A 13,828-nucleotide genomic window follows, 5' to 3' on the forward strand; every position below is an offset into this window, starting at 1 on the left:
AAGCGTTTGACGCGGAGCGAATGAAACAGGACGTCTTGTCCCAGGTGCAACGGGCGGCCTAAGGCCTCCCCCTGCGAACGGAAGAATCGTTGGACAACGAGATGACACCGGAGAAGCTGGCGTGATTTCATCCATTCGACCTTGAGTCCCTAAAGGAGCTTGGCCGGCCTCCGCCTGATGACGAGACCGAACGAGGGAATGTTGGCGCGAAGACGCCCGGAGACATGGGAGGGTTCGTCCTCATCAGCGACGCGGAGATCCAAAGGGTGCATCGAATATGCTTCCCCCCGCGGCAGGAAAATATAACCAGCCGTGGCCGCGAAGCGCACCCTAGGTCTGTAAGATATCCACAAAACTGAAAAAGGATGTAAGGGATTTTGTCGAAAAATATTTTTTGGACACCCCTGAGAGGTCGAAAAGCCTTGATAGATCAACATTTCTAGAGGGAGGAAAAACGTGAAAAAGCAGCGAGTCGTCGTGAAAATCGGAAGCAGCTCATTAACGGATACAAAAGGCGCTCTTTGCCATGAAAAACTTTTCGATCATGTCGAAGCGATCGCCTATATCAAACAATTAGGCCACGAGGTCATTTTAATCACATCGGGTGCGGTCGCCGCTGGATTCGGACCGCTCGGCTATCCGTCTAGGCCGACGACCACCGCGGGAAAACAAGCAGCGGCAGCCGTCGGGCAAGGGCTGCTCATGCAAGGCTATATTTCCGCATTCAAACAGTTCGGCATTACGACAGGACAAATTTTATTAACAAGAGAAGACTTTTACAGCCGTGAACGGTTTCATAATTTATTTTCCACAATCACCACATTGCTGGCATGCGGAGTTTTGCCGATCATCAACGAAAACGACTCCGTGTCCGTCGAGGAATTGACGTTTGGCGACAACGATATGCTTTCCGCGCTTGTCAGCGGCTTTTTGCACGCGGATGCGCTCATTATTTTAACGGATATTAACGGATTATATGATGATAATCCGAAAACGAATCCGAAGGCAAAAAAATATGCATTTCTTCCGAATATTACCGATGAAATGATTGAAGCGGCGGGCGATAGCGGCTCTGCGGTCGGAACAGGCGGGATGAAATCAAAGCTTCTCGCTGCAAAAAAAGCGCTCTCGTTCGGTGTGAGCGTCTTTGTCGGAACAGGAACAGGGAAAGAAAAGCTGTACGACATTTTGGAAGGAAAAGGAGACGGGACATATATCGGCGCGCCGTTTCATGGACATATGCAAATGCGCAAGCAATGGATTGCATACCATGCACCGGTCGCCGGAAAAATCGAAATTGACGAAGGCGCCGAAACCGCCCTGTTGCAGCGTGGAAAAAGTCTGCTTCCCGCTGGCGTTACCGCGGTATATGGAAATTTTTCCGCCATGGATGTCGTCGAGGTCGTCAACCGAAAAGGAGCCGTCATCGGCCGCGGTCAAGTATATTACTCCGCTAGCGACTTAGAACAAATCAAAGGCCTTTCTAGCAATGAAGCGAGAAAATATTCGATTAACCATCGACCAGAAGTAATCCACCGCGACAACTGGGTATCATTACGAAAGGAGAGTGTCGTAAAATGAACGAATTACTTATAAAAGCAGAACAGCTGCAACAAGCAGCGAAAACGTTAGCCCTTCTGTCAACAGAAGAAAAAAACGAAGCATTAACGCGCATCGCCGAAGCGCTGATCAAACAAAAAGAATGGATTTTGCAAGAAAACGAAAAAGACGTTGCGCTTGGAAAAGAACAAGGTCTTTCTCCTGCTTTAATCGACCGGTTGCAGCTAACAAACGAACGAATCGAGCAAATTGTCGACGGCGTCCGTCAAGTTGCGGATCTTCCTGACCCAATCGGCGAAATCGTCGAAGAATGGACGCGGCCGAATGGGCTTCGCATTCAAACAATTCGCGTGCCTCTTGGTGTCATCGGAATGGTGTACGAAGCGCGCCCGAACGTCACCGTCGATGCCGCAAGCCTTTGCCTAAAAACAGGAAACGCCGTCTTATTGCGCGGCAGCTCATCGGCGCTTCATTCAAACAAAGCGCTCGTCCATGTCATGAAGGAGGCGCTTCGCGATTCCGCCATCCCTGCCGATGCCATCCAGCTTCTCGAAGACACGAGCCGGGAAGCGGCCCAGCAAATGTTTCGTTTAAACGGCTACTTAGATGTATTAATTCCACGCGGCGGAGCAGGACTGATTCGCTCCGTCATCGAAAACGCCACCGTTCCCGTGCTGGAGACTGGCGTTGGCAACTGCCATATTTTCATCGATGAATCGGCGCAAAAACAAATGGCCATCGATATCGTCTTAAACGCGAAATTGCAACGCCCATCCGTCTGCAATGCGGTGGAAACGGTATTAATCCATCAAAACTGGCCGTATATCAGCGAACTCGTCGAAACATTGCACGCGCGCGGAGTAGAGCTGCGCGGCGATTCGCAACTTGCTTCATCGTATTCCTTTATCCAGCAGGCTGCCGAAGCAGACTGGAGCACCGAATATTTGGCGCCGATTTTAGCGGTTAAACTCGTGCAGAACGTCAAAGAAGCGGTCGACCATATTAACCGCTACGGCACGAAACATTCCGAGGCAATTATTTCCGAACAAAACGACAACGTCCGCTTCTTTTTCCAAGCGATTGACGCCGCCGTGCTTTATCATAACGCCTCGACCCGCTTTACCGACGGCGAACAGTTTGGCTACGGGGCGGAAATCGGCATCAGCACGCAAAAACTGCACGCCCGCGGTCCAATGGGATTGCGCGCGATCACCACGACGAAATCGCTCGTATACGGCACGGGGCAAATTCGCTCCTAAAGGAAAAAGCCGAATCCAGCTTGTCGGATTCGGCTTTTACTCTACCATTTTGACGTTCGCATAAGCCGCAAGCGCCACATGGCCAATAACGGCAATCGGAAAAATCACGATCATATCAGGATGGTCAATCATGCTTCCAGCCGCTGCGGCAATGCCAACGATCATATTATATTTCCCTACGATTCTCGCCAATTTTTCTTGATCACGAATGCGCCGCTGATTATATCCGGACAGCAGCCACGTATATTTTTTCGCCCCGATAAAATACGCCAGCAAAAACGAAACGACTGCTAAAAACAACAGTTCGAAAGAGTAAATCACTTAGTCACCTGCTCCCATCCGTTTATCCTATTTCTTATTATTTATTATTGTATCATTATTTTTATGGAAAATTAAGACTATTGTTCTATATGGTACCGTTTTGCACATCCGATTCGGAATATCAGGCTCTAACCAATCCAAAGTTTGTCGTACACCCATGTTAGGAATGGGACGGTTTTGAGGCAAACACCCAGAAGCGGCTGCCGGCAAAATTGACGGCAATGCCTCCCAACGTTGCTGCGAGTTTTCCGGCAAACAACGGCCAGTGCCCAACGTCCCGGCAGAGAAAGAGCAGAAGAAGCGTCACTGCCAGCGACAGCACATTCACCACGATAAAACGCAAAAACTCTCCGATGTTCGCTTTTCGTTTTACCCGAAACGTCCACATCCTGTTCCATACATAGCTGTTGACCACGCCGGCTGTATAAGAGCATACTTGCGCCAACAGCGCGGAAACGCCAAACGAGGCAAGAAGAAAAAAGACAATAAAATCCACAAATGTATTTCCGGCGCCAACAAGGCAAAAACGCCATAATGTTTGAATATTTTTGCGGCTGTTCCACGCAAAACGATGCATTTTCATGCTTATTTCCGACTCCCCACACGTCTTTCACGATATATAACGAACGTTGCTTCACTTCCTCGTATAAGCAACCGATATATCTCCAACAATCCTAAAGCATAATCTACAAAACAGTATAACCATCAGATGCGGCGGCTATTTCGCTACCGTGGAATAAGGAAATATCTTTAATTATAATATCACATCACTTGAGGAAGAAAGCATGTCAATACGATAAAAATGGAAGAACATTAATCCAAAAAACAATAGCAAGCCGCCGCCTTTTCTCGCGCATTTTCTCTTCTTTTTCTAGTGTTTCTTTTTCCCACATCATCAATATAAAAGTACGATGAAAATTGAGTATAAACTTTCTCAAATGAAAGTGATGGACTCATTCGACAATCTTTTATTCTCGTAAGCATCGTAGATTTTCCTTTCCTTCTTTTCTTTCTTCTTTTATAATGAGATAAGTAAGGGAGGTGAGAGAAATGGAACAGGAAACAATGCTAAAAGAAATTTTGAAAGCATTGGAGATTCATTCCAACCATATGCACACAAAAATGCAAGAAATGGAAAACCGTTTGGAAACAAAAATGCAAGAAATGGAAAATCGATTAGAAGCAAAAATGCAGAAAGTGGGAAATCAACTCAGAACAGAAATGAGACAGATGGTAGAAAATCTTGAAGAAAAAATGAACGAGCGATTCAACCGTTTAGAAACAAAAGTAGACAGCCTGCGCATCGAACTGTCGGAAACACAGGAAACGGTCGATTTCCTCTCAAGCAAAACGCTCCAGCATGAACGGAAAATCCGCGAGTTGTATCGGCAACAATGACCGTCTCCTCTCTTCATTTTCCTCCTGCTGCTCCTTAAGTGTTTCCTTCGGCAACGAATCACCTGAAAATAACATTCCTTGATTCAGAGACGTATCATAAATTCCAACAGAAAACACCCTTGTACAAAACAAAGGGTGTTTTTCCTGATTATTCCGTATCCCGCTCGCGAATCAATTCCATTACGCGGGTTGCTACCGTTTCCGGATCAAGCCCATCTGTCGCCACGCGATAATGATGCTGAGAATAAGCTTGTTTCCGCTGTTCAAATAATTGCTTGATTTCCTCGAGCGTCTTATTTTTCAACAAAGGACGGTCATGGATAAGGGACGGAAGACGTTCTTTCCAGTTTTCCCATGACAAATCGAGGAAAACGACAATGCCGTGGGATAAACAAGCCTTTCTTACTTCCTCTTGCAAATACGCGCCTCCCCCGAGGGAAATAATTTTTAAGCGGGTGTTCGTGCAAAGATCAACGATTAGTTCCCTCTCCACTTTTCGAAAATAGTCTTCTCCCATTTGTTCAAAAATGGCCGGAATCGACATTTGATGCCGTTTCTCGATTTCCTGATCTACATCAATAAAGTCTCGGTACAGCTTTTTCGCCACAAGCTGGCCAATCGTTGTTTTTCCTACTCCCATAAAGCCGATTAAAACGATATTTCTTTCCCGAAGCGGAATGTTGCAATATGTACCCATATCTGCCGCCCTTCCTTTACAACAAATCATAAAAATTATTTACTCCTTCCATACCCATTAGCCGTGAAACATATGCTTTTGCACAATATGAAGGACTTCTTTCAAATCCTCGATTGGGATTTGGCCTGGTGCCGAACTATTTTGACCAACAGCAAAAGTAACTGCCGAACCAAACATCCATCCAGCCAAGCGAGTAATGACCCCTAATCCTCCCATTGACATGGTGATAAGGGGGATGCTTAACTGGCTTCTCGCTTCTTGGGTCGCCTGGAATAAAACAAGCAAGTCTTGCGGAGAAGCAGGCATAACAGCGACTTTAGCAATATCAGCACCATATGATTCCGCCTGCAGCATTTTTTGGACAAGTTCTTCTTTTGGGGGAGTTGAGCTGAAATTATGATAGGACATAATCATGAGAATGCCATATTCCTTTGATACTTGGCGAAGCGATGTCAATTCCTTTTCATAAAGCAGCTCGCAATCAATCATATCCACTAATCGGCTTTTGCACATTTCTATAAATAATCGGATTTTTTCTGTTTCTGTTAACGGAACAGGATTCCCGCCTTCCTTTTCCGAACGAATCGTAAAAAGAATGGGAATTTCCCCTGCAATTTTTCGAATGGCTAGCGCTGTTTCGAGCACTTTTTGCGGATCGTAAATATCTTTAAAAAAGTCGGCGCGCCACTCAATAATATCAGGCCCCTTTCGACATACTTCTTCCGTCTCCGACAAGATTTGTTCCATACTCGCTCCTACTATAGGAGTACAAATGCATGGCTGTTCTCCGCCAATTTGCGTGCCCCTTACGGATACAATTTTTTGTGATATATTCATGATTATCCCCCTATTCTCGATATCCTGACTTTTCTGAAATGACCTTAGCCCCTTCTTTGACTATTTCTCTATTGCTTCAGAAATGAATCGGTTCGTAGGACCTAAAACAGTCAAACATGCCTTAACTTCACCGTTAATATGAAAATAGGCACAGCCATCGCCAATCCCGGTGCTATAACGAATGACGCTTTCAAACATAAACTGCGACACGACATAGAGCAGAACAACAGACGTATAAAGCAACCCCCGCAACAATTGCCTTTATTCATATATAGTACAACAAAATAGATCAGTCTGAAAATCCTTCCAGCCATACTTGCGATGGATTCATACTAAATACAGCCAGCCCTCTGTTAGAGAGCTGGCTGTTCACATGCATTTGCTGCAAAAAATTCTGCTTGCCGTATTGAAAAACTTTGATTTTTCTTAACGGAGTCCATTGAATACGGAATAAGACGATGGAAAGAGCATGATGCCCACCGTCACTGTTTTCGTTTGTCGATCAGTTCTTCCAATACGACCGCCACGCCGTCTTCCTCATGTGACGCGGTGACGATGTCACTGACTTCTTTTAATTCCGGTGCGGCGTTTTCCATCGCCACACGGCAGCCAGCGACGGCGAACATCGATAAATCGTTATGGCTGTCACCGAAAACAACCGTATCTTTCATGTCGATGCCGTAATGAGCGGCCAGTTTTACAAGCGCCTCCCCTTTCGTCGCCTGCTCATGGTTAATTTCGATGTTGTTTGGATGCGACGAGGTGACAGTAATGCCGGAAATACCGTCAAACTGGGCAGCTGCTTCTTGTAAACGTTCTTGATCGAGAGAAAAAATGAGCACTTTATAAAAAACGGTTTGCCGCTCCTCCCAGATGGCGCGGATGTCATCGACATACGTCACGCGCGCCTGCTGGAACTGCTTTTCGACGATGCGCTTTAATTCAGGCGCGATATCGCTTGCCTTTTCTGCCATCGCCTCAAGATGGGCGCGGTTATGGAGCCCGACATAGACGGCATCGCCCGTATAAATTTCGCAATATAAATCAGGCTGCGCGCGCACCCATTCGAGCGCCGGAATCAACTTTTCCTTGTCAAGCGGCACATCGCCAAGCACCGTCCCATCTTCTAATGTCATCACCGCGCCATTTAAACTCATAATCGGGCAAACAAGCCCCGCATCCCGAAGCGGCGCGCGCGCGTCTTTATACGCCCTGCCCGTCACGATCGCCACGATATGGCCTTGCTTTTGCGCTGTCACAATGGCCTCTTTATTTCTTCTACTTACCTGTCCATTCGAATTGAGCAGCGTCCCGTCCATATCCAATGCGATTAACACTATTGCATCCCTCTTTCTTTCATTATGCGTGTTATAAATCACTACTCCATCGCGGTCAATTTGCCGTTTTGTTTAATAAATCGGCAAACAGTACATCATAGGAATAAATTCCGACAATGTCATCGATATCTTGAACAATTTTTCCTTTCTGTTCTCCTTCATAATCAATACACAAATCAATATCCGAATTATAACGCGCCGTATCCCTGGCCCTTGAACCAAATAAAATCACTTTCCGAATGCCACGTTCGCGTTGAAAGTAGTCCAATAATTTTCGATATACATCTTCATGAATTCCATACATCGCAATCAATCACTTCTTTTTTTATATTTTCAAGCAGCTTTTCGATTTCCCCCACATATTGTGCTATTATCTTGTTTTTAATTTTTTCATAATCATCCTCATTATAGACATGAACCGTCGCATTACGCGAACTTACAATGTCGTTCCACGTATCAATATTTTCAATCCATCCTTCTTTGAATGCTTGCCTGTAACAAGCACGCGGATTGCTTAATTCGAGTCCCCAAGACTTAAAAACCTTCGATAATAATTTCCACAATTGATCCTCTAAAATTTCGTACTTTTTGACAATCGAATCACGGTACACTTCTTTGGTGATGTCATCTGGATTTTTGATTTGCTGGAAGATATGGATAATATTTTTTAAATGCGTCAATAATCGGTACGCATACTGATACGATAATATAATAATGGATTCTTTATATTTGCCATCCAAATCTAGACTCCTCCTTGAATCTCATCCTAAAACATTTCAAAAGTTCTGCGTACATGTTCGGACGCAGGAGTCCGCGGCACTTCCATCGTCCGGATCGGCAGTTTGCGCAGCACCGGGGCGAGCATTTGCTTCGTTTCTTTTTTCATGCGGATTTCCCGCGGTATTTTCCCGAGCCGCAGAAGCATGTCCAAAAAGCTTTTTTGCACGCGCATCGCCACATTCTCGATCGGAAGCAAATCGTTATGGATGATAAACCCAGTGTTCACATCCACCGCCAGTACAAATGTCGGAAAATACGGGCGCTCCCCGCGCTTCTCTTGAACCGGCCGGTTGATATACCCCGCGTCAAATTCGATGCTGCCATGGTATACTTGCCCAATATTTTTCACCATTTTAATCAATTTCGGATCGACAAGCAGTTCATACGTTGGCGCTTTTTCCTCGGCTTCCAGCTCGGCAAGCGGAACGTGGTCATCGCGCCAAACGACATTCCCATCCTTCTTTTCACCGATGCGGGCAAACATCTTTTCATCCTGCGGAAACACTGGAAGCGAAAGCTCCCCTTCCCCAGCGCGCCGCGCGACATCCAGCGCCTGATCAAGCGCCGCCGTCACCAATTTTGCCTCTTCTTCGGAAATCGTCCACGGATAGTACCCTGGGACAAAGCTGCGAAACTGCGGCCACTGCTTTTTGCCGCGGAACGTCATGCCTTGGGAGCGGAGGAGCTCATAGTCTTCCTTGCTTAACTCATTTCGGTCGGCAAAGGAAATGAGCACCGCCCGCTGTGTATACACGGGATCTTGTTCGGGATATGGCTGTTTGAATAAATGCTGCAGGCTTTTGTATCCTTGCTCCCCGATATATACGACCATGCCATGTTCTTGGCCAAGCGCGCCAATGACGGAACAATATAAGCGCTCGTTCGTTTCCGGATCGATGACAAGGAAAATTTCATCATCATCCATCCATTGCCACGGCGCTAACCGGTTAAACGCCACCGCTTTTTCCAACAGTGCCCGCCATACGTTGCCTTGTGTGGCCTGCGCTCCCTTCTCCATCTCTTTTCGCGCTTTCTTTTGGATTTCCTTGCCAACTTTTTTGCTCAGTGGAGCCAGTTTTGCATTGACCATTGCTGTCAATTCCTTTGTCTCGATCGCCTCTGGATTCCACCCTTCGCCCATGCTGTCTTCTTCAGGCGCAACACGCACCGCCTTGAGGCAAACTGGATAGACGAGATCTGGCTGCGGCTTCACTATTTTTTCAAGCACGATCTCATGTTCCCAATCGTCGCCAAAGTCATAAATATACAAGCAGCGGTCTCCCTCCTGCACAAGCCAATCGAAAAGCCGCTCCTTATGCTCTTCATAGTCCGCATTGCTCCATCTATCACCGACATCATTGCCGATTTCGATGCGCAGCTTCGCCGTTCCGCGCGTCTTCGTGATGTAAAACGTATGCAAATGCCGGTCTTCCCAGTCAAACGCTTTTTGCAGCACGCGATGAAGCTCGGCAAACGTCATATCGCCTGGCACCAATAACCGCCGCCATACCGGCGGGCGAATACCTTTTAACTGCACCTTTAGTTGATAAATCAATCTATTTACCTCCATATCATCGAGAAATTTTCCTTCTTTTCATTCTATCATTTATTTATCACCATTGCTAAGAAGATGGCAAAATGGTACAAAATACGATTGCAAGAAATGATTAACACAATAGATCTTTTCGTCACACAATTCGCACCCAAATTGCGGAACTAAACGAGTGAACGAACCGTTTAACCGGCTGGAAACAAAATAAAGCCAGCTTGCGCATTGAGCTAACGGAAACTCCACTTCAACAAAATCGCCCGACACGAGCGAAAAATCCGCAAGTTATACAGACATCTCCTATTTTAAGAATCTCTCCCATCTACGCTACACTTAGGGTGGGAGATTCCTGCTCTGTCATCTCTATTATCTGCCACCTACTCGATTTATTTGTTGAATCGGAAACCTTCTTGTCTATATTTTCGATAAAAATACGGCCCGCAATAGTATTCATGCGTCTGCACGTATGTCCACGTAAACTGCGGGTCGACGACATACACATCGTGCTCGCGCCGCAAATCTTCCGCCCGCAAATTTTCGGCGTTGACAAGCATATACGCCTCTTCCCTTTCTTGATAAAACAAATAACAAACGAATCGGTTCTCCTCATGAAACGCGCGCATCGCCTCTTTTCCTTCAAGACAAGGCAATTTTTCGTAACTGAATACATGCCACAAAAACTGGTCAAAATCAATCGACTGTTTCTCCTGCGGACTAATGGCATCCGTAAACGCTCGTTCCCAACGCCTGCGAAATTCTTCTCCTTTTCCCTTCCATTCTTCGACTATGATTCCTTGATTTTCCAATCTTTTTCGTATGTTCATTTCCATCTCCCTACTCCCAAGGAAATATATCGCTCGCGCGGCAAAAAATCCGATACGAAACGCCTTGTTTGCGGCGCCGCGCCGCTTTGTTTCCTATTCTCGTCGTTTCGATGATCTCATCCCAAAACGGAATGCGCGCGCGCAGCCGCTCAAACATCTTCCGAATGGCGGCATCGGTAACCTTTCTGCCGAAAAACGACTGAAACAATGTTTCGCGGACGTCTTCCCCAGTCATCGGCCGTTCGCTATGCAAGATTGTCGCGAGCGCATAAAACGATTGGTATTCGAGCTTCACCAACTCGCCTGCGTAACGAACGACAAAGCCGTCTTGTTCGCTGAGGCAAAGCATCACCTCATGCAGCGAAAACCGCTCCTGCTCGGAAAAATACGTTTCCTCTGTTACAATTTCGTTGCTTTCCGGTGTAATAATGCGATAAAGCGCGCGGTGAAAATCTTCAATGCGATGGAGAAAAATCGCTTGGCGATAGCGCTCGACCGTTTCTTCATCATATGGTTTTGTTTCCATCTTTTCTACCTGCTTTAATGCGTTCGACGCGAGAAAAATGCCGCAATTGACAAGAAACATATGGCTTAACATCGCCTGCGTGTCATTAAGAGGCTCATCCATCGATCCCGAAAGCGCCTGATGAAAATGGTACGCTGCTTCGGCATACTTTCCTTCGTTATAGTAAATATGCGCCAACCGATAATTCGCAACGGAATGGCTTGGCTTTCGCTTTAACGCCTTTTGCAAATACATTTTCGCCTGCTTTGGATCGGGGTTGCCCGACATTTTGAAATACTCGCCAAACCGAACGTACAGATGAATCAATTCGTCTTCGATTTCTTCCCGCCGTTTTCGATCTTTTTCTTTTTTCCACTCCATAAGCAAGCGGCGTTCTTCTTGATGCGGAAAAAACTCGTACTCTTCCACTCCACACTCCCTCCCTTTGTGACGGGGTGTCACACACTGATTTGTACAGTTGTATTGTAACGAATTTGAAAAGGAGATGGATAGTATGGAAAAATGGACGAAACTCATGATTCGGCACGGATTTCATCCGGAAGATGAGGAAACAGGAATTACATCACAATGGCTTGCGCAAACATTCGCAGCGCTTATCCAACGGCACCAGCACCTTGACACCATTTCCGAAACGGACTGGATGGAAGCTCTCCAACAAACCGCCAAGCAAATTGTTTTTTACAACGATGACATTCCAGGAAGAGAAACGCTGGTCGACCCGACGAAAAACGAACTTCCTCTCATTCAAATCGATCCATACGTCCGCGGCATCGTCCGCTGGCTGAACATGATGCATATTTACACCGTTTACAGCTGCGACGGAGAGGGAGTTCGCCCGGCAACGATTTATTTTCTCGAAGACTTATCCGCCCAGCAGCTCGCCATCATCCGGGCTTGCACTCCGCCACACGTTCGAATTAGAGCGGAAAAAAGAAAAGTAACATTATTTTATCAGCGCGGACACATCGATGACCTTCTGACGATGGCTGAACGGTTATACAACGTCTGGCGAAATCCAGAGCTGCTAATGACGTATCGCTTAGAAACACTCAAACACCGCCTATACTCCCTTCTTTCCATAAACGGAAAAAGCGGCAGGGAAACGATGATTCGGCAAATGCTATATCGAAAGCTCCAACAAAAAACAGATTGGTGCCAAATCGATGCTTACGGAAACTTGCTTGCCGCGGTTTATTGCGGAAACGGCCCAACGATTCTGCTTTCCGCCCATATGGATACAGTTCGCCCGTTTTCACCGAAACGTACGATTATCGAAAGCGGAACCGTACTAAGCAGCTCGCGCGGCATCTTAGGCGCCGACGACCGCGCGGGAATCGCGGTCATCTTAGAAATACTTGATTTCATTCGCCATTCCCGCTTCCAAGGAACGCTGAAAATCGCCTTTACCGTCGAGGAAGAAATCGGCTGCCTCGGCTCGCGTAACATCGACCCAACATTTTTGCAAGACGTCGACGCAGCGATTGTCGTTGACCGACGCGGAACGCGCGACATCGTCACTTCTTACGCCGGCATCGTACCGTTTTGCACCGATGAATACGGCCGCATTTTCGAAACAGCCGGAGCGCTCGCCGGCATGCCCGACTGGAAAATGACCCACGGCGGCCTCAGTGACGCCAAAGTCTTCGCCGAATTCGGCATTCCATCTGTCAACTTATCCGTCGGCTATGAGCATGAACATACCGAATTCGAAACGCTCGACTATAAAGCAACGCTTGAAACGGTGATGTTGCTTGAAACGGTATTTGAAAACAATATGATTACAGAAGAACTAGTCGTCACGTATAAGTGTTAGGAGTTATTAATGAAAAGTAGAGTGGATAAGAGAAGCCACTCTACTTTTGTATAATCCAAATAACTATATATATGCTCATTGAAAAGTTAACCTTCGTATAAGTGGTGCCCACTCCGGTTATACTGCTCCTAAGGAAAAGTATGGAAAAGGAGCGGAATTCTGCATGAAACGTCTCAAAATCACCAACGATCACGGATGGACACCTCGGACACTTCGCAAACAGGAACGGAAAATCAAAAACACCCTTCTTCGCCAACGGGTGATGGCGGTTCGCCTGGTCATGGAAGGCTATTTGGGCAAAGAGGTGGCCTCCATGGTCAACGTGTGCCGACAAACCGTTTCCCATTATGTGTCGCTGTTCAACGAAGGCGGTCTGGAGCTCTTGCTTCATCGGGATTTCGCCCCCGGGCGGGAGCCGTTTCTCACCGAAGAACAGCAGGAAGAGATCAAACAGCTTGTGTTGACCACCACTCCCGTAGAACTGGGCTGGGACGTCGCTTCGGCGTGGAACACCAAACTCCTGCAATCCTATGTCGAAAAGCACTTCGGTGTTTGCATTTCCCGCGAAGCGTTGCGAAAACTCCTGCACCGCAAAGGGCTGTCGTGGACACGGCCGACCTACACATTGGCCAAAGGCGATCCGGATCGACAAAAGAATTTTGAGAAACAGATCGACTTCATAAAAAAAACTTAATGGATCCTGATTCGGTCTTGTTGTACCTTGATGAAACACATATCCGCTCTTACCATGTCTTGCGGTCCACATGGTCGGCAGTCGGCCGCCAAAAACAAGTGCCGACGTTCGGCCATCATGCCCACGTATCGCTGTTTGGCGCGGTCAACATCCACGATGGCGAAACGGTGCTTCATCAAACGACCGCTGCCAATGCCGCGACGTTCTTGGATTTCTTGAGAATGCTCAAAGAG

At 46.8% G+C, this 13,828-nt stretch carries 15 protein-coding genes and 1 pseudogene; 6 read left to right on the plus strand and 10 right to left on the minus strand.

Annotated elements, in window-relative coordinates:
• Window positions 1–456 precede the first annotated feature (456 nt).
• Entirely contained in the window at window positions 457–1,581 is a 1,125-nt protein-coding gene (proB, locus tag DCC82_RS11365; protein WP_108430376.1) for a glutamate 5-kinase, read from the plus strand.
• Window positions 1,578–2,819 (plus strand): glutamate-5-semialdehyde dehydrogenase, encoded by a 1,242-nt coding sequence (locus tag DCC82_RS11370; RefSeq protein ID WP_097354651.1) that lies wholly within the window; start codon window positions 1,578–1,580, stop codon window positions 2,817–2,819. The genes proB and DCC82_RS11370 overlap by 4 nt, the downstream gene beginning before the upstream one ends.
• Before the next feature lie 36 nt (window positions 2,820–2,855).
• On the opposite strand, the gene DCC82_RS11375 is transcribed toward DCC82_RS11370, so the two are convergent.
• Window positions 2,856–3,140 (minus strand): DUF3784 domain-containing protein, encoded by a 285-nt coding sequence (locus tag DCC82_RS11375; RefSeq protein ID WP_062678017.1) that lies wholly within the window; start codon window positions 3,138–3,140, stop codon window positions 2,856–2,858.
• Between the two features lie 160 nt (window positions 3,141–3,300).
• Window positions 3,301–3,723, minus strand: coding sequence for a GtrA family protein (locus DCC82_RS11380; RefSeq protein ID WP_015864179.1), 423 nt, complete (start codon window positions 3,721–3,723; stop codon window positions 3,301–3,303).
• A 467-nt stretch (window positions 3,724–4,190) separates the two neighbouring features.
• Between DCC82_RS11380 and DCC82_RS11390 the strand changes: the two genes are divergently transcribed.
• Entirely contained in the window at window positions 4,191–4,538 is a 348-nt protein-coding gene (locus tag DCC82_RS11390; RefSeq protein ID WP_097354652.1) for a hypothetical protein, read from the plus strand.
• Window positions 4,539–4,686: 148 nt separating this feature from the next.
• Here DCC82_RS11390 and DCC82_RS11395 read toward each other — a convergent pair whose 3' ends face one another.
• The 8 genes and pseudogenes from DCC82_RS11395 to DCC82_RS11435 form a co-directional block, all read right to left on the minus strand.
• Window positions 4,687–5,235, minus strand: coding sequence for a shikimate kinase (locus tag DCC82_RS11395; protein ID WP_097354653.1), 549 nt, complete (start codon window positions 5,233–5,235; stop codon window positions 4,687–4,689).
• 57 nt (window positions 5,236–5,292) lie between these two features.
• A complete protein-coding gene (gene aroD, locus DCC82_RS11400) occupies window positions 5,293–6,072 on the minus strand; it encodes a type I 3-dehydroquinate dehydratase (RefSeq protein ID WP_062678020.1) in 780 nt (259 codons plus the stop codon).
• Between the two features lie 482 nt (window positions 6,073–6,554).
• Window positions 6,555–7,409, minus strand: coding sequence for a Cof-type HAD-IIB family hydrolase (locus DCC82_RS11410; protein WP_097354955.1), 855 nt, complete (start codon window positions 7,407–7,409; stop codon window positions 6,555–6,557).
• A 33-nt stretch (window positions 7,410–7,442) separates the two neighbouring features.
• A pseudogene (locus DCC82_RS11415) lies at window positions 7,443–7,713 on the minus strand (nucleotidyltransferase family protein); the annotation flags it as partial.
• Entirely contained in the window at window positions 7,697–8,149 is a 453-nt protein-coding gene (locus tag DCC82_RS11420; RefSeq protein WP_097354654.1) for an HI0074 family nucleotidyltransferase substrate-binding subunit, read from the minus strand. The gene DCC82_RS11420 and the pseudogene DCC82_RS11415, both read right to left, overlap by 17 nt.
• Window positions 8,150–8,175: 26 nt before the next feature.
• Window positions 8,176–9,744, minus strand: coding sequence for a plasmid pRiA4b ORF-3 family protein (locus DCC82_RS11425; RefSeq protein ID WP_097354655.1), 1,569 nt, complete (start codon window positions 9,742–9,744; stop codon window positions 8,176–8,178).
• A 380-nt stretch (window positions 9,745–10,124) separates the two neighbouring features.
• Entirely contained in the window at window positions 10,125–10,562 is a 438-nt protein-coding gene (locus DCC82_RS11430; protein ID WP_015864187.1) for a DUF4275 family protein, read from the minus strand.
• A gap of 10 nt (window positions 10,563–10,572) precedes the next feature.
• Complete coding sequence (locus DCC82_RS11435; RefSeq protein ID WP_097354656.1) at window positions 10,573–11,496, minus strand: tetratricopeptide repeat protein; 924 nt, start codon at window positions 11,494–11,496, stop codon at window positions 10,573–10,575.
• Between the two features lie 85 nt (window positions 11,497–11,581).
• Between DCC82_RS11435 and DCC82_RS11440 the strand changes: the two genes are divergently transcribed.
• The 3 genes from DCC82_RS11440 to DCC82_RS11450 form a co-directional block, all read left to right on the plus strand.
• On the plus strand, window positions 11,582–12,901 hold the full coding sequence (locus DCC82_RS11440) for a M20/M25/M40 family metallo-hydrolase (protein WP_097354657.1): 1,320 nt from the start codon (window positions 11,582–11,584) through the stop codon (window positions 12,899–12,901).
• Window positions 12,902–13,064: 163 nt separating this feature from the next.
• Window positions 13,065–13,595 carry an IS630 family transposase gene (locus DCC82_RS11445; protein ID WP_014195313.1) on the plus strand — a complete coding sequence of 177 codons (531 nt, stop codon included), beginning with the start codon at window positions 13,065–13,067 and terminating at the stop codon, window positions 13,593–13,595.
• A 17-nt stretch (window positions 13,596–13,612) separates the two neighbouring features.
• Window positions 13,613–13,828: transposase (locus DCC82_RS11450; RefSeq protein WP_233252990.1), on the plus strand; the 216-nt coding region annotated here is incomplete at its 3' end.

The sequence above is a fragment of the Geobacillus sp. LYN3 genome, from assembly GCF_003064505.1.
Classification (GTDB): domain Bacteria; phylum Bacillota; class Bacilli; order Bacillales; family Anoxybacillaceae; genus Parageobacillus_B; species Parageobacillus_B toebii.

Excerpts from the sequence above, each read along its gene's own strand:
- DCC82_RS11370 (WP_097354651.1), top strand. The coding sequence starts at position 1,578 with ATGAACGAATTACTTATAAAAGCAGAACAGCTGCAACAAGCAGCGAAA.
- DCC82_RS11390 (WP_097354652.1), top strand. The coding sequence starts at position 4,191 with ATGGAACAGGAAACAATGCTAAAAGAAATTTTGAAAGCATTGGAGATT.
- DCC82_RS11395 (WP_097354653.1), bottom strand. The coding sequence starts at position 5,235 with ATGGGTACATATTGCAACATTCCGCTTCGGGAAAGAAATATCGTTTTA.
- DCC82_RS11430 (WP_015864187.1), bottom strand. The coding sequence starts at position 10,562 with ATGAACATACGAAAAAGATTGGAAAATCAAGGAATCATAGTCGAAGAA.
- DCC82_RS11380 (WP_015864179.1), bottom strand. The coding sequence starts at position 3,723 with ATGAAAATGCATCGTTTTGCGTGGAACAGCCGCAAAAATATTCAAACA.
- aroD (WP_062678020.1), bottom strand. The coding sequence starts at position 6,072 with ATGAATATATCACAAAAAATTGTATCCGTAAGGGGCACGCAAATTGGC.
- DCC82_RS11440 (WP_097354657.1), top strand. The coding sequence starts at position 11,582 with ATGGAAAAATGGACGAAACTCATGATTCGGCACGGATTTCATCCGGAA.
- DCC82_RS11445 (WP_014195313.1), top strand. The coding sequence starts at position 13,065 with ATGAAACGTCTCAAAATCACCAACGATCACGGATGGACACCTCGGACA.